The following is an 18141-nucleotide window of genomic DNA, read 5'->3' as shown; positions in this document are numbered from 1 at the left end:
CCTGTTTCAAGATTTGACTGCTCTTGAAAGGACAATCACACAGTCGGAATCGGGGAACAAGAGGTCAGTAGAAATAGACCGCGTTGTTGATCAGGATGATCCGCAGCGCATAGACCCCGATCAGCACCACCAGCGGCGTCAGGTCCAGACCGCCCATGTTGGGCAGAATACGCCGGATCGGGCCATAGATAGGCTCTAACAGGCGGTTCAGCCCGTACCAGATTTGCGCGACCAGCTGTTGGTGCAGGTTGAGCACCTGAAAGTTGATCAGCCAGCTCATGATCACATGGGCCAGGATGATGAACCAGACAATGTCCAGGATCAGCAGCAGGATTTGGATCAGCGACAGCATGGGTTCTCCGTATTCTTGTTGGCCGAGACCTAAGCACCATGGCGACAAAGAGCAAGTGTCTGGCACTCAACGCTTGCGATTTGAATTAAAGCCCAGTCATATAATCGCAACGATAAACAGGGGCAGAGATGGCAGAAATATCCAAGCGCAGGCGCATCTGGGGCTGGTGGTTCTTTGACTGGGCCAGCCAGCCCTATCATACCCTTCTGGTCACCTTTGTCTTTGGCCCTTACTTCGCAGGCGTCGCCGCCGGGTATTTCACCGCTGAAGGGCTGGATGCGCAGGCGGCCGCGGCGCGCGCGCAGATCGTTTGGGCCAACTGTCTGACGATCACCGGGTTGATCATCGCTTTTGGTGCGCCGCTGCTGGGGGCGATGGCGGATGTTTCGGGGCGGCGCATCCCGTGGATATTTGCCTTTTCGGTCATGTATGCGGTCGGGTCTGCGGCGCTTTGGTATACGATGCCCGATGGCTCGAACATGTGGCTGATGCTGTCGGCTTTCGGTTTTGGCTTCGTAGGTGCGGAATATGCGCTGATCTTCATCAACTCGCAGCTACCCGATCTGGGCGATGACAGCGAAGTGGGAGAGATCTCGGGCTCTGGCTTTGCCTTTGGCTATTTTGGAGGGCTGATTTCGCTGGCGATCATGCTGGCGCTGTTTGTGGAACAGCCAAACGGCAAAACCCTGATCGGGATGGTGCCCGCCTTTGGTCTGGATGCCGCCACCCGGGAAGGCACGCGTTTTGTCGGCCCATTTACGGCAATCTGGTTCATTCTATTCATGGTTCCGTATTTCCTGTGGGTCCGCGATGATGCGGCGACAGACAGGAAAGGAAGCGTGGGAGAGGCGCTGCGCCTGCTGTCGAAATCAGTGTCTAACTTGCGCTATCGCGTCAGTCTGGCCAGTTACCTCGGTTCGTCCATGTTCTATCGCGACGCACTTAACGGGCTGTACAGTTTTGGTGGTGTCTATGCGCGGCTGGTGTTGGAATGGGATCTGATCAAGATCGGAGTATTCGGGATCGTCAGCGTTCTCGCTTCGGCCGTTTTTGCGTGGATCGGGGGGAAGGCAGACAAGAAATACGGCCCGAAACCAGTGATATTGGTGGCGATCTGGGTATTGATTTTTGTCTGCGTCACAGTGGTGTCGATGGACCGGACGCAGATCTACGGCATCGGCCTGCCTGACGGATCCAACCTGCCTGACCTGGTCTTCTTTGGCTGTGGTGTGCTGATCGGTGGCATGGGAGGCATTCTGCAATCGGCCAGCCGTTCGATGATGGTGCGCCACACCGACCCCGAAACCCCGGTCGAAAGTTTTGGTCTTTATGGTCTGTCGGGGCGCGCGACCGCTTTTGCGGCCCCGTTGTTGATCGGGATTGCAACAACCGCAACCGGCAGTGCGCGTCTGGGGGTGTCACCAATCATTCTGTTGTTTATTCTGGGTCTATTCCTGATGCGCTGGGTCAGACCTGAAGGGGATCAGAGCAGATGATTTTACTACGTTTTTTGGCACTACTGGTAATAACCGCGCTGGCGCATACGGCATCGGCGCAGCCCTTGGCAAAGCAGTTGTTCGGGGCACAGAAGGTAAGCTCGCAACAAAAAGCAGCGGCGTTCGGCAGTTATTCGCGCGGATGTGCGGCCGGATCGGTTCAATTGCCCGAGACCGGGCCCACGTGGCAGGCAATGCGGCTGTCGCGCAATCGCAACTGGGGACACCCCGAAGCGATCGATTACGTGCAGGACCTCAGCCGGTTTGCAGCGAAACAGCCGGGTTGGAACGGTCTCTATATCGGGGATATCAGCCAGCCGCGGGGCGGGCCAATGACTTCGGGCCACCGCTCGCACCAGCTGGGGTTGGATATCGATATCTGGATGCTTCCGGGTGACAACATGCGCCTGTCGCGCAAGGCGCGCGAGAATATTTCGTCCATATCGCTGCGTCGCTCGAACGGTGCCTATGTCAACAGCAACTGGACCAAACAGCACCACGCGGTACTGCGCGAAGCCGCCAAGGACAAGCGCGTGGCACGTATCTTCGTGTTCCCCGGGGCTAAGGTTCAGATGTGCAACGATGAAAAAGGCAACCGGGCCTACCTGCGCAAGATCAGGCCCTGGTGGGGGCATCACTACCACTTTCACGTGCGCCTGAAATGCCCAAGAGGATCAAAGGGATGCGTCAACCAGGATGCACCACCCAAGGGCGATGGCTGTGCCGAGGCGCAACAATGGGTACGTAACATCCTGAACCCGCCGCCGCCCGACCCGAACGCGCCGGCGCCCAAGAAACGCCGGGAATATGTGCTGGCCGATTTGCCGAAACAATGCGCCTCAGTCTTGCAATCCAAGTAGGTGCGGCACTGTTTCTGGCCACGGCGGCCCCTGGAGTGGATGTAAAAACCGCCACACATCAAAGCAGTTTTGCATGGCGTCACAAGGCGGATTGGTTCGGTGGATTCTCGGCGCTGCACATTTCGGACAATGGGCAGCAGATGATGGCGCTGAGCGACCGGGCGCGGTTGGTGACGGCGCGCATTGACCGTCTTGATGGCGAGATCACCGGCATTCGCATTCTGGGGCAATGGCCGGTTCTGTCCAGCAACGGGCACCTTATGTCCGGCGGCGTTGGCGATTCCGAAGGGATTGCGGCGGCTCCTGACGGTGGATTCTATATCTCATTCGAAGGGGTGCACCGCGTCGCCCATTACTCCGCACCGGGCACGAAGGCGCGTGTATTGCCACGCCCGCAGGCATTTCAGCATCTCGCCGACAACGGGTCCTTTGAAGGTCTGGCCATCGACAGGCGCGGGCGGCTGTATACGCTGCCGGAAACGAACCGCACCTCGGACGGAGATATTCCCGTCTATCGCTGGAATGGCCAAACCTGGTCGACCCCATTTGTTCTGCCCCAGCGTGGTTGGTTCAGACCGGTTGCCGCTGATTTCGGTCCTGATGGGCGGTTCTACGTGTTGGAGCGAAACCTCACGGCAATCGGATTTCGCTCGCGCCTGCGGCGATGGGATCTGACAGGCGACGTGCCAAACGCCGAGGAAACCCTGTTCGAAACCGGAACCGGCGCGCATGACAACCTCGAAGGCTTGTCGATCTGGCGGGATGATCGGGGACGTTTGCGGGCCACGATGATCTCGGATGACAACTTTCTGGCACTGCAACGGACCGAGTTGGTCGAGTATCTGCTGCCCGATTGACACGCGGCAGATGAAGGTCTAAACGCACAGCCTGCCTTGGGACGGTCCCTTGGCCAAGTCGCCGCTACCTTGTCAAAACGGGCATCAAAAAATGCAACGCAACTATATTCCCGGCATTCTTGCCATGGCCGCCATCGTCGTGGCCTCGAACATCCTGGTCCAGTTCCTGATCTTTGATGGCCTGTTGACTTGGGGTGCCTTCACCTATCCGCTGGCCTTTCTGGTCACTGACATCATGAACCGCGTCTACGGTGTGGGTCCGGCCCGCAAGGTTGTCTTCGCGGGCTTCGTCACCGGGGTGATCTGCTCGCTGATCGGCAGCCAGATCATGCTTCAGGGCGACGGGTTCACCTATGCCGCCGTGCCGCTGCGCATCGCCGTCGCCTCGGGCACGGCGTTCCTGATCGCGCAGCTGACCGACGTCACCGTGTTCAACGCCATGCGCGGTGGTCAATGGTGGCGGGCTCCGCTGGTCTCGACCTTGGTTGGTTCAGCGCTGGATACCGCGATCTTCTTCACCATCGCCTTCTCGGCCTCGGTCACCTTCTTTGGCGCCGATGCAGATGCGGCCATCAATTGGGCGTGGGAGCCCGTGCCCTTCCTGCTGTCAGGCCCCGAGGCACCGCTGTGGGTAACGCTGGCCTTTGCCGACTGGTTGGTGAAACTGTCGCTAGCCCTGATCGCGCTGATCCCGTTCAAGGTGATCGTTGCGCGACTGACCGCTGCACAGCCTGCGTAAAAAAAGTGCTTTGAGAATGGCGCATCTTGTGTCACGCTTCTTTTCAACCGCAACAGATAGAAAAGGAGGTGATCCAGTGTCGAGAAAGAGATTGGAGAGAGGTGTCGGAACAACCGGGGGGACCGCCTGCTAGGGCAGCCCTTGGCCGAGCGTACGCTCCGGCTGGTCGATTGATCTAACCGACCCGACCTCCTGAACTTTCGAAGGGCCGTCCCACCGGGGCGGCCCTTTCTGTTTTTGACCGCTCCAGCTATGGTTTTGCCCATGTTGCGCATCTCTGACGATATCACTCTGCAAGACTGGGAAATGACCGAGAGCTTCATGCGTTCCTCCGGTCCAGGTGGGCAGAATGTGAACAAGGTCTCGACCGCGGTCGAGCTGAGGTTCGAGGCCGCGCGCTCACCCTCGCTGCCCGATCCGGTCAAGGCGCGGCTGAAACGGCTGGCCGGGCGCCGATGGACCAAGGATGGCGCGATCATCATTCAATGCGAAGAAACACGTTCCCAAGCCCGCAACAGAGAAATTGCGCGAACAAGGCTGGCCGAGCTGATCGGCAAGGCGCTGGTCAAACCCAAGCGGCGCATCGCGACGAAACCCACCTATGGTTCGGTCAAACGCAGGCTTGCGGCGAAAAAGGCGCGGGGCGACGTCAAGGCGCTGCGCGGCAAGGTGTCCGAAGATTGATCTGGCATCTCGTCCGGGCGTTGATAGTCTGGCCTGCAAAAGGTGCAGGAGAGTAACACCATGAGGCTGGAGGGAAAAACCGCAATCGTCACTGGCGGTGCATCCGGGTTTGGTGCGGGGATCGTAAGGAAGTTCCTGGCCGAAGGCGCGCGTGTCATGATCGCTGACATCAATGGCGATGCTGCGCATGAACTCGCAACCCGGCTTGGGTCCGAGGCGGTTGCCCAGCAGGTCGATGTAGGCGAGGGCGCTTCGGTTCAGAAGATGGCGGATGCGGCTTTCTCAACCTTCGGCCATCTGGACATCCTTGTGAACAACGCCGGTGTGACCCACTTGCCGGCGCCGCTGGAGGAGGTAAGCGAAGCGGATTTCGACCGTGTTTTCAACGTGAACATGAAATCCGTCTATCTGACCGCCCGCGCATTGGTTCCACCCATGAAGGCGCGCGGGGCGGGTTCAATACTGAATGTTGCTTCAACCGCGGGCCTGTCACCGCGCCCGAACCTGAACTGGTACAACGCTTCCAAGGGCTGGATGATCACCGCAACCAAAACGATGGCGGTCGAGCTCGCCCCGTCCGGCGTGCGGGTGAACGCGATCTGCCCGGTCGCCGGGGAAACGCCGCTATTGAAATCCTTCATGGGCGAGGATACGCCCGAAATCCGTGCCAAATTCCTGTCGACCATCCCGTTGGGCCGCTTTTCAACCCCCGAAGATATGGCCAATGCCGCCTGTTTCCTGTGTTCGGACGAGGCCAGCATGATCACCGGCGCCGCGCTCGAGGTGGACGGAGGCCGATGCATCTGATCCGCTCTTCATCTGGCCAAAAATATCCCCGCCGGAGGCAGCGCGCGCCAGCGCGCTTTCCCGCTCGACCACCGAGGCTTGCATGATCCCCGGACCCAGAAACCTGATCACGGATGTCCCCGGCCTGAAGGTCGGCAACGCACAGAACGCAACTTTGAAATCAGGCGTCACCGTCCTGACCGGCGCGCAACCACTCCGCGCCTCGGTGCACGTGATGGGTGGCGCACCCGGCACACGCGAGACAGATTTGCTGGCCGCCGACAAGACCGTTGACCAGGTGGATGCGATCGTGCTTTCGGGCGGGTCGGCCTTCGGGCTGGATGCCTGTTCGGGCGTCATGGATGCGCTGCATGCCCTGGGCCGCGGGTTCAAGGTGGGTTCCGCCGTGGTGCCGATCGTGCCCGGGGCAATCCTGTTCGACCTGCTGAATGGCGGCGACAAGGCGTGGCACGAGAATCCCTATCGCGCCTTGGGCCGCGCGGCGTTCGAATCCGCGTCGGACCGATTCGAACTCGGAACTGCAGGTGCAGGAACCGGGGCTTTGACCGCGATGCACAAAGGCGGGTTGGGTTCGGCCTCGGTTGTTTTGGACAGTGGTGTTACCGTTGGCGCATTGGTTGCGGTCAATCCGCTGGGCAGTGTCACCACGCCGGGTGACAGGCATTTCTGGGCAGCCCCCTTTGAAGTGGGCGGCGAATTCGGTGGGTTGGGGCCTGATTCCAATGCCGGACTTGGCCAACCAACGGTCAGTCGCAAAGCGCAGGTGATGCAGTCCGCGAACCCGGACAAGGCCAATACCACGATTGCCATCGTTGCGACGGATGTGGCCCTGACCAAACCGCAATGTAAGAGACTGGCCGTTGCCGCCCATGACGGTATTGCCCGCGCCATTGTACCCGCCCACACGCCGGGGGATGGTGATCTGGTATTCGGGGTCAGTACGGGCGCGCGGGGTGTCGCCACCGACACCGAACCAGGTGTCATCGGGCATGCGGCCTCGCTGTGCCTGGCGCGAGCTATTGCGCGCGCCGTGTATCTGGCGACTCCGGCCGCGGGCGATCTGTTGCCTTGCTGGTCTGAGGTACATGACAAAAGTTAAGGACATCCTATTTGTCGCAGTGGCACATTAAGCGCGCGCGGCAATCTGCGCGTTGACTCTTTTTTGCGCCGACGGTCCATTCGGTGCAGCCAATTTCTATCGGAGCAAAAGCTATGAATCGCATCCTCGCTACCGCAATCGTCGGCCTTCTGGCCCTTCCTGCTTATGCTGAAGGTGACGCTGAGGCGGGCAAGAAAACCTTCAACAAATGCAAGTCCTGCCACATGATCGCCGACCCGGCAGGCGAAGTGATCGTCAAAGGTGGCAAGACCGGCCCCAACCTCTATGGAATCGCGGGCCGCACCGCCGGTACCGTTGAGGGTTTCAAATACGGAGACAGCATCGTTGCCGCCGGTGAGAAGGGTCTGGTCTGGGACGAAACTACTTTTGTCGAGTATGCTCAGGACCCCAAGGCATTTTTGAAAACCTATCTGGATGATACATCCGCCAAATCGAAAATGACCTTCAAGCTGAAAAAGGGCGCCGAAGACGTCTATGCCTATATCGCAAGCGTGTCGGGTGAATAACACCTGATACTGTGCACCACTGCACAAGGACCAAAGGCCGCAGCCCCTGCGGCCTTTGGTGCGATTGATAACAATGTGGAACAGCCGCACTTTGAAGTCAGACGGCGGATTGCCAAGCAACGCCGCAAAGCCAAGCCGGTCCGGCAACAGCTATAATCAAAATCAGGGCTCGTCAGGCGGATTGGCAGCAGGAGAGGACAGATGGGTATCATGATCCCAGCTTGGGTCGATGGTGAGTTGACCCCTGTAGACAAGCTTGAAGTTCACGAGAAGGGGCTCAAGCACAAGGCTGTGTCGGTTTTTGTCGTCCGGGGGACCGAGATCCTGTTACAGCGTCGCGCATTGGGCAAGTACCACACGCCCGGCCTTTGGGCGAACACCTGCTGCACGCATCCCGATTGGGACGAAAGCTCGTCCACCTGTGCCGTGCGCCGCCTGCGTGAAGAGCTTGGGATCACGGGCCTGTATCCCGAATACCGACACCGGCTGGAATATCACGCCGATGTCGGCAACAGCATGGTGGAAAACGAGGTTGTCGACGTCTTTCTGGCCCATGTCCGCGGCCCGCTGAAAATCGCGCCCAACCCGGATGAAGTCATGGATATCCGTTGGATCGACTATCACGATCTGTTGGCCGAGGTGAAACGCCACCCGGACCGGTTTACGCCCTGGTTGAAGATTTATCTTCACAACCACGCGGACACGATTTTTGGCCCGGATCTGATCATTTCTGCCAAATCATGACCGCGGCTGGAAATCCGTGCCTTGCAAGGGCGGCGCAAGCCGCCTAAATCAACGCGTCATGGCCAAGCAGAAGACAGACCCGAATTACAAAGTGATCGCCGAAAACCGGCGCGCCCGCTTCGATTATGCCATCGAGGACGACATCGAATGCGGTATCGTTCTGCAAGGATCCGAGGTCAAATCCCTGCGCGCGGGTGGCTCCAACATCGCGGAAAGCTATGCCACCGTCGATGATGGCGAGCTCTGGCTGGTCAACAGCTATATCGCGCCATACGAGCAGGCCAAGGTGTTCAAGCACGAAGAACGCCGCCGTCGCAAGCTGTTGGTGTCCCGCAAACAGATGTCCGATTTGTGGAATGCAACCCAGCGCAAGGGCATGACGCTGGTGCCGTTGGTTTTGTATTTCAACCACAAGGGGTTGGCCAAGATCAAGATCGGCATCGCCAAGGGTAAGAAAACCCATGACAAGCGCGAAACCCAGGCCAAGCGGGATTGGTCACGGCAGAAACAGCGTTTGTTGAAAGACCACAGCTAGAACGCCATCGCTGCCTGTACCGCGCGTTGCCAACGCTCATAAGCCGCATCGCGTTCGGCTTGTTCCTGCGTTGGTTCGAACCGGCGATCCAGCGCCCAAGTTTCCGCAAACCCGGCCTGATCCGGATAAATTCCGGCTTTCATGCCTGCCAGCCATGCGGCGCCCAGGGCTGTCGTCTCTTGCATGACAGGGCGGTCCACAGGCGCGCCAAGACAGTTCGACAGGCCTTGCATGGTCCAGTCAGACGCGGCCATCCCGCCATCGACGCGCAGGATGACATCGGCATCGGCGCCCCAGTCGCCCTGCATGGCATGCCACAGATCGCGGGTCTGGAAGGCGATACTTTCCAGCGTGGCGCGGGCAATCTCGGCCCGGCCGGAATTGCGCGTCAGCCCGAACAGTGCTCCGCGACAGTCAGGTTTCCAATAAGGCGCCCCGAGGCCGGTGAAGGCGGGCACAAGCACCACATGCTGGTTCGGATCGGCCTGAGCCGCCAATTCGCCGCTTTGTGGTGCCGCGTCGATGATGTGCAACGCGTCGCGCAACCATTGCACTGCGGCCCCCGCGATAAAGATCGATCCCTCCAGCGCATAAGTTCGCTGGCCGTCCAGTTGATACGCGATCGTCGTCAGCAGGCGGTTTTTCGACTGAACCGGCTGCGCGCCGGTGTTCAGCAGCGCAAAGCAACCCGTGCCATAGGTTGATTTCATCATACCGGGCTGGAAACAGGCCTGCCCGATGGTGGCGGCTTGCTGGTCGCCTGCTACGCCCAGAATGGGAATGTCGCCCCCGAGCAAAGTGGTGGTTCCGAAATCCGCGGCGCAATCCTTCACTTCGGGCAAAAGGTTCAGGGGCACATCCAGCAGGTCGCAAATCTCGGCGCTCCACGTGCCCGAGTGAATATCGAACAACAGAGTACGGGCGGCGTTGGTGGCATCGGTTGCATGAACACGGCCTTCGGTCAGCCGCCAGATCAGGAAACTGTCGATCGTGCCGAACAGCAGGTCTCCGGCTTCTGCGCGCTCGCGTGCACCGGAAACGGTATCCAGCAGCCATTTGACCTTGGTGCCCGAGAAATAAGGATCCAGCAGCAGACCGGTCTGAGCTGTGACGTCATCCTCGCACCCGGCCTGTTTGTAGCGCGCGCAGATATCGGCGGTGCGGCGGTCTTGCCAGACGATGGCATTGTGGATGGCCTTGCCGGTCTGTTTGTCCCAGACGACCGTCGTTTCGCGCTGGTTGGTGATGCCGATACCGGCAATCTGATCCGCTGAAACACCGGTGGTTTCCATCACCTCACGGCACACGTGCAGAACGCTGGACCAGATATCCTCGGGGTCGTGTTCAACCCAGCCTTCCTGCGGAAAGTGCTGAGGAAACTCCTGCTGGGCGGTGCCAACAGGCCGCATCTGCGCGTCAAACAGAATGGCGCGCGAGGATGTGGTGCCTTGATCGATTGCCAGAATATGGGTCATTTCCGCTCTCCCCCGGTATCGTTTTGCCGGACTTTAGCGCAAACAATGGCGAAGGGGCCAGTGCAGAAATCAGGCCGGATTGACAGGAATATTGTCGATCAGGCGGACGCCGTCGGCCCAGGCCGTGACAAACAGGCGGGCGGGCTGGGTGGCGCTGGACAGGCTTTCCAGTGTCTCGGCACAGCGCAGGTCGACATACTCGACTTCGGAAAACCCGACATTCAGCAGGGTTTCCTTGGCATCCTGCGCCAGCATGGCAAAGTCCGCGCCCTTGGCCAAATCGTCCGCCACCTGCCGCATGACGCCGTTCATTTGCTCTGCGATCTTCAACCCTTGGGGGGAAAGAAGAAGATTGCGCGACGACATCGCCAGGCCCGAAGGTTCTCGGACGGTCGGGCAGCCGATCACCTCGATTGGGATGTTCAGATCGCGCGCCATCCGGCGGACAACCAGCAGCTGTTGATAGTCTTTTTCCCCGAAATAGGCTCGATCCGCCTGTGTTTGCAGGAACAGTTTGGCGACCACCGTGGCCACGCCTTCGAAATGTCCGGGGCGGAAAGGTCCTTCCATCACGTCGGTCAGACCGGCAACCGATACCGTCGTCGAAAAACCTTCCGGATAGATTTCCTGCGGGTCCGGCACATAGATCGCATCCACGCCATACGGGGCCAGCTTTTGGGAGTCTTCATGTTCGGTGCGGGGGTAATTTGCCAAGTCTTCGGGATTGTTGAACTGCTTGGGATTCACAAAAATCGTCACGATCACCCGGTCGCAGCCCTGTTTCGCAGCCTGCGCCAGTGACAAATGCCCCTCGTGCAGCGCACCCATGGTCGGAACCACGCCGATCACCTCACCGTTTCGGCGCCATGTAGTGGTGTTGGCATGCAGCTCGGCCAGAGAGCGCAGAATCGGTGCGGTCATGTATTTTGTCCTTTGGCCGGAGCCTGATCGGCAAAGACATGTTCGTCCGCCGGGAAGGTCCGCGCGCGGACTTCGGCCGCGTATTCCGCGATGGCCGCTTCGGCCAACGGACCAAGCTCGGCATAGCGTTTGACGAATTTGGGTTTGAAGGCGGTGAAAAAGCCCACCATGTCGTCCACGACCAAAATCTGCCCGTCACAGCCCGCAGATGCACCGATGCCGATGGTCGGGATTGCAATCTCTTCGGTGATCTGGTTCGCCAGACCTTGGGGCACTTTCTCCAGAACGACCGAGAACGCGCCAGCCTCGGTCACGGCGCGGGCATCCGCCATGACGGCTTCAGCCTGCTCGTCACGGCCCTGCACCTTGTAGCCGCCCAGCGTGTTGATCGACTGCGGCGTCAGTCCGATATGAGCCATCACCGGGATGCCTCGTTTCACCAGAAAGCGAATGGTTTCAGCCATCTCCACACCGCCTTCCAGTTTGACCGCGCCTGCATTTGTGTGCGCCATCAGGCGTGCGGCATTGCGAAAGGCCTGTGCCGGGCTTTCCTCATAGCTTCCGAAAGGCATGTCGATGACCATCATCGCACTTTCCAGGCCGCGTGATACGGCCTGACCATGCAGGATCATCATCTCCATCGTGACCCCCAGCGTGGATTCCAGCCCGTGCAGCACCATGCCGACGCTGTCACCGACCAGCACGAAATCGCAATGGGCGTCCATCAGGCGCGCCATTGGCGTGGTATAGGCGGTCAAAGAGACCAGAGGTTCGCCGCCTTTTCGGGCGCGAATGTCCTCGGCGTTCGGGGCTTTCTTGCGGGCGGTGGCGCTCATGGATCGCTCCTGCAGTATTATGTTGCAGTGCGGCATAGCAGATCGGGAGGGGCCGAAGAAACCCCGGTTGCGCGAACATTCCCTTGATTGACCTGAGGTTTACAGGAAGACTGTCAGTAAAATGGCCCTGAAAACAAGGGCACAACCTGTTTCAGTAGGGAGAGTTCACATGACAAAATTCCTGTTCCGGACATTTGCATCGACCCTGGCCGTAGGGGCCAGCCTGCTTGCCACGCAGGTTTTGGCCAAGTCGGACATCACCATTGCGATGCAGCTTGAGCCTCCGCATCTGGACCCGACAAGCGCCGCGGCGCAAGCCATCGACTCGGTGGTTTACACCAATATCTTCGAAGGCCTGACACGTTTCATGGGCGACGGCTCGGTCGTGCCCGGATTGGCGGAAAGCTGGGAGATTTCCGAAGACGGGACGGTCTATACCTTTAACCTGCACGACGGGGTGACCTTCCATGATGGCACCACCATGGACGCCGAGGATGTCAAATTCAGCCTTGACCGCGCAACCGCGGAAGACAGCGCCAATGCGCAAAAGGCCCTGTTTGCCGGTATCGAAACCGTCGAGGTCGTCGACCCGCTGACCGTGAAGGTTACCCTGTCAGAACCGAACGGAAATTTCCTGTTCAACCTGGCCTGGGGGGATGCGGTCATCGTCGCGCCGGAAAGCATAGACAACATCAAGACCAACCCGGTTGGTACCGGTGCCTATACCTTTGGAAACTGGGTGCAGGGCGACAGTATCACGCTGAACCGAAACCCCGATTACTGGGGCGAACAGCCCGCATTAGAGACTGGGACGTTCAAGTTCATCTCGGACCCGACCGCCGCTTTTGCCGCCATGATGGCCGAGGATGTCGACGTGTTTGACAACTTCCCGGCGCCGGAAAACCTGCCTCAGTTCGAGGCCGATCCGCGCTTTCGGGTCCTTGTGGGGTCGACCGAAGGTGAGACGATCCTGTCCACCAACAACAAGCAGCCTCCGTTTGATGATATCCTTGTTCGTCAGGCATTGGCCCATGCCATTGACCGGCGGGCGATCATCGACGGCGCAATGTTTGGCTATGGCACGCCGATCGGAACCCACTTTGCGCCGCACAATCCGGCTTACGTCGATCTGACCGCGCAATCCGCTTACGACCCCGAAAAAGCCAGACAGTTGCTGGCAGAGGCGGGATTCGAAAATGGGTTCGAGACCACATTGCATTTGCCTCCGCCGTCTTACGCCCGTCGGGGGGGCGAAATCATAGCGGCGCAGCTGGCCGAGGTCGGCATCACGGCCGAGATCATCAATGTGGAATGGGCCCAATGGCTGGAATCCGTGTTCAAGGGCAAGGAATTCGGTTTGACCATCGTCAGCCATACCGAGCCTATGGATATCGGCATTTACGCGCGACCTGATTATTACTTTCAGTATGACAGCACGGATTTTCAGGCCCTGATGGACACTCTGAACACCACCACCGACCCCGAAGAACGCACCCGTTTGCTGGGTGAGGCGCAGCGCTTGATCGCAAGCGACTATGTCAATGGCTACCTGTTCCAGTTGGCCAAACTGGGCGTTGCGAAAGTCGGCGTTCAGGGCCTTTGGGAGAACGCGCCCACCGCCGCAATCGATCTGACTCAGATCAGCTGGTCCGAGTAATGTTACAGCCCGGGCCGCGCCGGGCGGCCCGGGCCTTCCATTGTGTCAGGGTGTTCTCACGTATGTTCTTGCTCCGTGCCATTCCCGTCTTGGTTTTAGGTTTTTTCCTAGTGCTCGGTTCCTCTGTCGCGGCCACGGCGCAGAATGTGTTGGGGGGTCGGATGGATGCCCCGCCCGGAACGCCCGAGAACCCGTTGAACGTTGGGATCGGCATTCGCATCGACCAGATCACCGGTGTTGATCAAAAGGCCGAAAACTATGGCGCGGTTGTGGTCTTGCGGGTGGAATGGACCGATCCGGCGCTGGCGTTTGATCCCGAGGAACTGGGGAGGGATGTCCGGGTCTTCAACCCGCCCGACCTTGCAAATCACGCGGCAAGTATCGGGTCCGTTCTGCCGGCTTTTGTCATTCACAATCAGCAGTCCAACAAGTGGATCCACGAATCCGCCGCATCCCTGCGTTACGACGGACGGGTGCTGTATGTCGAAAAATCGTCTCTTACACTCCAGGCGCCTCATTTCGATTTCCGAAAATACCCGTTCGACACGCAGGAGTTTCATTTCGAGGTCGTTTCGGTCTTTCCCTCTGAATACGTCACTTACCATCCGTTGAACGAATTCTCTGGCCTCGGAGATCAGTTGGGCGAAGAAGAATGGATTCTGAACAATGCACGGTTGGAAACATCCAGGGTCCTGGGTCTATCCGGCAAAGAAAGCGATCAGGTCGCGCTTGTTTTTGAGGGCAATCGACATCTGACCTATTATGTCATTCGGGTTTTCCTTCCGATGCTTGTCTTGATCTCGGTCGGCTGGGCGCTGTTTTTTCTGGATGAATACCGCCGGAGGATCGAGATTGCGGGCGGCAATCTGCTGGTCTTCGTCGCGTTCAACTGGGCGATATCCGCAGATCTGCCCAAGCTGGGTTATCTGACTTTTCTGGATTTTGTCCTTCAGTGCATGTTTCTGATGACCGGGGCGCTGATCGTGTTCAACGTCGCGCTGCGACGATTGAAAGTGTCCGGCAAGGAGGGGGCGGCGCGCATCCTGGACAACTATGCGATCAAGTGGATCTATCCACTGGGCTATGCTGCGATCGTTGCCTATGCGGTTTCCGCTTTCCTTCTGGTGCCTTAGACGCTGGACCCATGCCTGATGTGACCCTAACGTGGTGCCAATGCTCCGCTACGTCCTCAAACGACTGATTTCCTTGCTTGTCAGCCTGGCCGTCGCCTCGGTGGTCATCTTCGCCGTGATCGAGGTTGCCCCGGGTGATCCGGCCTCGTTCATGCTGGGCGTCAACGCGCAGGAGGACACGCTGGCGGCGCTGCGGGCCGAGCTGGGCCTGGATGGGTCAAAGATACAGCGCTATTTCCACTGGGTTGGCGGCATGCTGGTGGGCGATTTTGGCACGTCATACACCTATCGCACACCAGTGGCGCAGATGATCGCTGACCGGCTGTGGGTTTCGTTGCCCCTGGCGCTTTACGCGCTGACACTGTCCACGTTGATCGCCTTTCCCGCCGGAATCTATGCCGCTGCGCGTCGGGGCAAACCGGGGGACCTTGCAGTGATGGGGGCGACGCAGCTTGGCATCGCAGTCCCGAACTTCTGGTTCGCGATGATGCTTGTGCTGATCTTCGCCATCAATCTGCGCTGGTTCAATGCGGGCGGGTTTGCCGGTTGGAGCGACGGTCTGTGGGCCGGCCTGCATTCCCTGACCCTGCCTGCCGTGGCTCTTGCCTTGCCACAGGCGGCGATTCTGGCGCGCGTCATGCGGTCGGCCTTGCTGGACATTCTGGGTGAGGATTTCATGCGTACGGCTCGGGCCAAGGGTCTGTCCCGTCGTCAGGCCCTTTGGCGGCATGGGGTGCGAAATGCGCTGATTCCGGTGCTGACCATCATCGGCTTGCAGTTTTCCTTTCTGCTGGCGGGATCGATCATCATCGAACAGGTGTTCTATCTGCCGGGCCTCGGGCGGCTGGTGTTTCAGGCCATTTCTGCCCGAGACCTCATCGTCGTGGAATCGGTCGTGATGCTGCTGGTCTTTGCTGTGATAACGGTCAATTTCCTTGTCGATCTTGCTTATGCGGCCGTGGACCCACGACTTAGGAGCAGGACATGAACCGGAACCTGATCCTTGGGGCCTTGTTGTCGTCGCTGGTGGTTCTGGCCGCGTTGGTCTCGTTCATCTGGACCCCCTACGACCATGCCGCGCTGGACATTCCCAATAAATTGCAGCCACCAAACGGGCAGCATTGGTTTGGGACCGATCATTTCGGCCGCGACATGTTCTCGATGATCATGGTCGGTGCGCGTACGTCAATTGCGGTGGCGCTGGTGGCCGTCGGCATCGGCATGGCTCTTGGCGTTCCTCTTGGACTGGCGGCGGCCGCGCGCAAAGGCTCATGGCTGGATGAGGTCATCATGCGTGGCAATGATCTGGTCTTCGCTTTCCCCTCGCTGGTGATCGCCATCCTGATCACGGCCGTCTATGGCGCCGGAGCGATCAACGCCATTGTTGCGATCGGCATTTTCAACATCCCCGTCTTTGCCCGTATCACCCGCGGGGCTGCTTTGTCGCTTTGGGAGAGAGAGTTCATCCTCGCCGCCCGTGTGTCGGGCAAAGGGGCCGCGCGGATATCGGCTGAACATATTCTGCCCAACGTGGCCAATCTGCTGATCGTGCAGGGGACCATCCAGTTCAGCCTTGGCATTCTGGCCGAAGCGGGCCTGTCATATGTCGGTCTGGGCGCTCAACCTCCGACGCCCAGCTGGGGCCGGATGCTGGCAGACGCGCAGACGATGGTCAGTTTTGCCCCGCATTTGGCTCTGATTCCGGGTCTGTCGATCATCGTCACGGTGCTGGGTCTGAACCTGTTGGGCGACGGAATGCGGGACTGGCTGGATCCCCGGATCAGGGTGGCGCGGGCATGAGTTTGTTGCAGATTGAAAACCTGTCGCTGACGATCCATGGGATACCGATTCTGAAACAGGTCAACTTGTCGATCGACCCTGGCCAGATCGTGGCGGTGACGGGTGAAAGCGGCTCGGGCAAATCGATGACCGCATTGGCGGTGATGCAACTGCTGCCGCATGGGGCCAGCACGGAAGGTGCGATCTGGCTGGACGGTCAGGATCTGTTGGCACGATCAGAGCCCGATTTGTGCGCCTTGCGCGGCGCGTCCGTGGGGATGGTGTTTCAGGAACCGATGACAGCGCTCAATCCGGTGAAAACCATCGGTGATCAGGTGATGGAGACGATCCTGATCCACAAGGCGATGCCCCCGACCCAGGCCCGAACACGCGCCAAAGAGGTGCTGACCCGCGTCGGCCTGCCGCCTGATCGGTTCCCCCTTACCCGCTATCCGCACGAACTGTCCGGCGGGCAACGGCAACGCGTGGTCATTGCCATGGCCATTGCTCTGCGCCCCAGGCTGCTGATCGCGGACGAGCCGACGACAGCGCTGGACGTCACGACACAGGCGCAGATCCTCGACCTGCTCAAGGGGCTGGTGCGCGAATACGACATGGGGCTGCTGATGATTACCCATGATCTGGCCGTTGTCTCTGACATGGCCGACCAGATCATCGTCATGCGCCACGGAGAAGTGGTTGAAAGCGGGGCCACACAGCACCTGCTGCGTCACATGCAACACCCTTATACCCGAATGCTGTTCGAGGCGTCTGGCCATCAGGTCACTTTGCCGGAACCCGCGCAACCGCAAACGTTGCTGGAGGTAACCCAGGTTGTCCGGGACTACCGATTGCCCCGAAAAGGCCTGTTGGACGCGCCGCGCCATCACCGGGCAGTGGATGGTGTCAGCTTCTGCCTCAACCGAGGCGAGCGGTTGGGGCTGGTCGGGGAATCCGGATGTGGAAAATCGACCCTGACACGGGCAATTCTGGGCCTGGAGGAGGTTCAGTCCGGTCAAATCCGGTTGGGTGGTCAGCCGGTATTCACCGGTCACAAATCCAACCTTGCCGTACGTCGAAGGATGCAGGTTGTGTTTCAGGACCCATATGGCAGCTTCAACCCCCGCCATCGTGTCGCGCGCCTGATCACCGAGCCTTTCCACCTGCTGGACACCCCGCCCACCGGATCAGATCGACAGGATCGGATCTCGGAAATACTGACGGCCGTCGGCCTCGGCCCCGACGACGCGGGCAAGTTCATCCACGAATTCTCGGGCGGGCAACGGCAACGGATCGCCATTGCGCGCGCCCTGATCATCCGGCCCGATCTGATCCTGTTCGACGAGGCGGTTTCGGCGCTTGACGTTTCGGTCCGTGCACAGATCCTCGATCTGCTCGCTGAACTGTGCGACGCCTATGACCTGACCTATCTGTTCATCAGCCATGACCTGAGCGTTGTCCGCACGATCACCGACCGTGTGCTTGTGATGCAGTCCGGGCGGATCGTCGAACAGGGTCAGACCAAGCAGGTGTTCGAAGATCCGCAACATCCCTATACGCAAACCCTGATTACCGCTGCGCCCCGGTTGCCCGAGATAAGGCCGCTGACGGCGTAAAGTTCCTTGTTAGAGCCTGATTGG

19 protein-coding genes are annotated in these 18141 nt (G+C 59.4%); 15 read left to right on the top strand and 4 right to left on the bottom strand.

The window, feature by feature from the left end:
* Positions 1-64: 64 nt before the first annotated feature.
* Positions 65-352 carry a YggT family protein gene (locus tag GOW60_RS15560; RefSeq protein WP_005980077.1) on the bottom strand — a complete coding sequence of 96 codons (288 nt, stop codon included), beginning with the start codon at positions 350-352 and terminating at the stop codon, positions 65-67.
* A 128-nt stretch (positions 353-480) separates the two neighbouring features.
* On the opposite strand from GOW60_RS15560, the gene GOW60_RS15555 reads away from it, so the two are divergent.
* The 10 genes from GOW60_RS15555 (at position 481) to smpB (ending at position 8700) form a co-directional block, all read left to right on the top strand.
* Entirely contained in the window at positions 481-1848 is a 1368-nt protein-coding gene (locus GOW60_RS15555) for an MFS transporter (protein WP_171229976.1), read from the top strand.
* Positions 1845-2708, top strand: a complete 864-nt coding sequence (mepA, locus tag GOW60_RS15550) for a penicillin-insensitive murein endopeptidase (protein WP_171229975.1) — start codon at positions 1845-1847, stop codon at positions 2706-2708. Before GOW60_RS15555 ends, mepA begins: the two co-directional genes overlap by 4 nt.
* Positions 2681-3565, top strand: a complete 885-nt coding sequence (locus GOW60_RS15545; protein ID WP_171229974.1) for an esterase-like activity of phytase family protein — start codon at positions 2681-2683, stop codon at positions 3563-3565. The genes mepA and GOW60_RS15545 overlap by 28 nt, the downstream gene beginning before the upstream one ends.
* Before the next feature lie 91 nt (positions 3566-3656).
* Positions 3657-4304, top strand: coding sequence for a queuosine precursor transporter (locus tag GOW60_RS15540; RefSeq protein WP_171229973.1), 648 nt, complete (start codon positions 3657-3659; stop codon positions 4302-4304).
* A 264-nt stretch (positions 4305-4568) separates the two neighbouring features.
* Positions 4569-4988, top strand: coding sequence for an alternative ribosome rescue aminoacyl-tRNA hydrolase ArfB (gene arfB / locus GOW60_RS15535; protein ID WP_171229972.1), 420 nt, complete (start codon positions 4569-4571; stop codon positions 4986-4988).
* Positions 4989-5048: 60 nt separating this feature from the next.
* Complete coding sequence (locus GOW60_RS15530; protein ID WP_171229971.1) at positions 5049-5795, top strand: SDR family oxidoreductase; 747 nt, start codon at positions 5049-5051, stop codon at positions 5793-5795.
* A gap of 82 nt (positions 5796-5877) precedes the next feature.
* Positions 5878-6894: a P1 family peptidase gene (locus GOW60_RS15525; protein ID WP_171229970.1), complete on the top strand. Its 1017-nt coding sequence runs from the start codon at positions 5878-5880 to the stop codon at positions 6892-6894.
* 113 nt (positions 6895-7007) lie between these two features.
* Complete coding sequence (locus GOW60_RS15520; protein ID WP_171172089.1) at positions 7008-7421, top strand: cytochrome c family protein; 414 nt, start codon at positions 7008-7010, stop codon at positions 7419-7421.
* 201 nt (positions 7422-7622) lie between these two features.
* Positions 7623-8165, top strand: a complete 543-nt coding sequence (idi, locus tag GOW60_RS15515; RefSeq protein ID WP_171172087.1) for an isopentenyl-diphosphate Delta-isomerase — start codon at positions 7623-7625, stop codon at positions 8163-8165.
* A gap of 58 nt (positions 8166-8223) precedes the next feature.
* Positions 8224-8700, top strand: coding sequence for an SsrA-binding protein SmpB (gene smpB, locus GOW60_RS15510; protein WP_152459447.1), 477 nt, complete (start codon positions 8224-8226; stop codon positions 8698-8700).
* Here smpB and glpK read toward each other — a convergent pair.
* The 3 genes from glpK to panB form a co-directional block, all read right to left on the bottom strand.
* On the bottom strand, positions 8697-10175 hold the full coding sequence (gene glpK, locus GOW60_RS15505; RefSeq protein WP_171229969.1) for a glycerol kinase GlpK: 1479 nt from the start codon (positions 10173-10175) through the stop codon (positions 8697-8699). The two genes, smpB and glpK, sit on opposite strands and share 4 nt — an antisense overlap.
* Before the next feature lie 69 nt (positions 10176-10244).
* Positions 10245-11096, bottom strand: a complete 852-nt coding sequence (gene panC, locus GOW60_RS15500) for a pantoate--beta-alanine ligase (protein ID WP_171229968.1) — start codon at positions 11094-11096, stop codon at positions 10245-10247.
* A complete protein-coding gene (gene panB / locus GOW60_RS15495) occupies positions 11093-11932 on the bottom strand; it encodes a 3-methyl-2-oxobutanoate hydroxymethyltransferase (protein ID WP_171229967.1) in 840 nt (279 codons plus the stop codon). The genes panC and panB overlap by 4 nt, the downstream gene beginning before the upstream one ends.
* A gap of 169 nt (positions 11933-12101) precedes the next feature.
* Between panB and GOW60_RS15490 the strand changes: the two genes are divergently transcribed.
* The 5 genes from GOW60_RS15490 to GOW60_RS15470 all read left to right on the top strand — a co-directional run bounded on the left by GOW60_RS15490 (position 12102) and on the right by GOW60_RS15470 (position 18117).
* Positions 12102-13589, top strand: a complete 1488-nt coding sequence (locus GOW60_RS15490; RefSeq protein WP_171229966.1) for an ABC transporter substrate-binding protein — start codon at positions 12102-12104, stop codon at positions 13587-13589.
* Between the two features lie 161 nt (positions 13590-13750).
* Complete coding sequence (locus GOW60_RS15485; protein WP_254443984.1) at positions 13751-14722, top strand: hypothetical protein; 972 nt, start codon at positions 13751-13753, stop codon at positions 14720-14722.
* A 40-nt stretch (positions 14723-14762) separates the two neighbouring features.
* A complete protein-coding gene (locus GOW60_RS15480; RefSeq protein WP_171229965.1) occupies positions 14763-15710 on the top strand; it encodes an ABC transporter permease in 948 nt (315 codons plus the stop codon).
* Positions 15707-16522, top strand: coding sequence for an ABC transporter permease (locus GOW60_RS15475; protein ID WP_171117081.1), 816 nt, complete (start codon positions 15707-15709; stop codon positions 16520-16522). The genes GOW60_RS15480 and GOW60_RS15475 overlap by 4 nt, the downstream gene beginning before the upstream one ends.
* Positions 16519-18117, top strand: a complete 1599-nt coding sequence (locus tag GOW60_RS15470) for an ABC transporter ATP-binding protein (RefSeq protein WP_171229964.1) — start codon at positions 16519-16521, stop codon at positions 18115-18117. The genes GOW60_RS15475 and GOW60_RS15470 overlap by 4 nt, the downstream gene beginning before the upstream one ends.
* Positions 18118-18141: the final 24 nt, after the last annotated feature.

Source organism: Ruegeria sp. HKCCA4008, from assembly GCF_013033125.1.
Classification (GTDB): Bacteria; Pseudomonadota; Alphaproteobacteria; order Rhodobacterales; family Rhodobacteraceae; genus Ruegeria.
The sequence above is the reverse complement of the archived record's forward strand: the minus strand, read 5'-3'. Positions and strand labels throughout refer to the sequence as shown.

What these genes read in the sequence shown, in the direction of transcription:
- GOW60_RS15560 (WP_005980077.1), bottom strand. Translation starts at nt 352, where the DNA reads ATGCTGTCGCTGATCCAAATCCTGCTGCTGATCCTGGACATTGTCTGG.
- GOW60_RS15555 (WP_171229976.1), top strand. Translation starts at nt 481, where the DNA reads ATGGCAGAAATATCCAAGCGCAGGCGCATCTGGGGCTGGTGGTTCTTT.
- mepA (WP_171229975.1), top strand. Translation starts at nt 1,845, where the DNA reads ATGATTTTACTACGTTTTTTGGCACTACTGGTAATAACCGCGCTGGCG.
- GOW60_RS15545 (WP_171229974.1), top strand. Translation starts at nt 2,681, where the DNA reads ATGCGCCTCAGTCTTGCAATCCAAGTAGGTGCGGCACTGTTTCTGGCC.
- GOW60_RS15540 (WP_171229973.1), top strand. Translation starts at nt 3,657, where the DNA reads ATGCAACGCAACTATATTCCCGGCATTCTTGCCATGGCCGCCATCGTC.
- arfB (WP_171229972.1), top strand. Translation starts at nt 4,569, where the DNA reads ATGTTGCGCATCTCTGACGATATCACTCTGCAAGACTGGGAAATGACC.
- GOW60_RS15530 (WP_171229971.1), top strand. Translation starts at nt 5,049, where the DNA reads ATGAGGCTGGAGGGAAAAACCGCAATCGTCACTGGCGGTGCATCCGGG.
- GOW60_RS15525 (WP_171229970.1), top strand. Translation starts at nt 5,878, where the DNA reads ATGATCCCCGGACCCAGAAACCTGATCACGGATGTCCCCGGCCTGAAG.
- GOW60_RS15520 (WP_171172089.1), top strand. Translation starts at nt 7,008, where the DNA reads ATGAATCGCATCCTCGCTACCGCAATCGTCGGCCTTCTGGCCCTTCCT.
- idi (WP_171172087.1), top strand. Translation starts at nt 7,623, where the DNA reads ATGGGTATCATGATCCCAGCTTGGGTCGATGGTGAGTTGACCCCTGTA.
- smpB (WP_152459447.1), top strand. Translation starts at nt 8,224, where the DNA reads ATGGCCAAGCAGAAGACAGACCCGAATTACAAAGTGATCGCCGAAAAC.
- glpK (WP_171229969.1), bottom strand. Translation starts at nt 10,175, where the DNA reads ATGACCCATATTCTGGCAATCGATCAAGGCACCACATCCTCGCGCGCC.
- panC (WP_171229968.1), bottom strand. Translation starts at nt 11,096, where the DNA reads ATGACCGCACCGATTCTGCGCTCTCTGGCCGAGCTGCATGCCAACACC.
- panB (WP_171229967.1), bottom strand. Translation starts at nt 11,932, where the DNA reads ATGAGCGCCACCGCCCGCAAGAAAGCCCCGAACGCCGAGGACATTCGC.
- GOW60_RS15490 (WP_171229966.1), top strand. Translation starts at nt 12,102, where the DNA reads ATGACAAAATTCCTGTTCCGGACATTTGCATCGACCCTGGCCGTAGGG.
- GOW60_RS15485 (WP_254443984.1), top strand. Translation starts at nt 13,751, where the DNA reads ATGGATGCCCCGCCCGGAACGCCCGAGAACCCGTTGAACGTTGGGATC.
- GOW60_RS15480 (WP_171229965.1), top strand. Translation starts at nt 14,763, where the DNA reads ATGCTCCGCTACGTCCTCAAACGACTGATTTCCTTGCTTGTCAGCCTG.
- GOW60_RS15475 (WP_171117081.1), top strand. Translation starts at nt 15,707, where the DNA reads ATGAACCGGAACCTGATCCTTGGGGCCTTGTTGTCGTCGCTGGTGGTT.
- GOW60_RS15470 (WP_171229964.1), top strand. Translation starts at nt 16,519, where the DNA reads ATGAGTTTGTTGCAGATTGAAAACCTGTCGCTGACGATCCATGGGATA.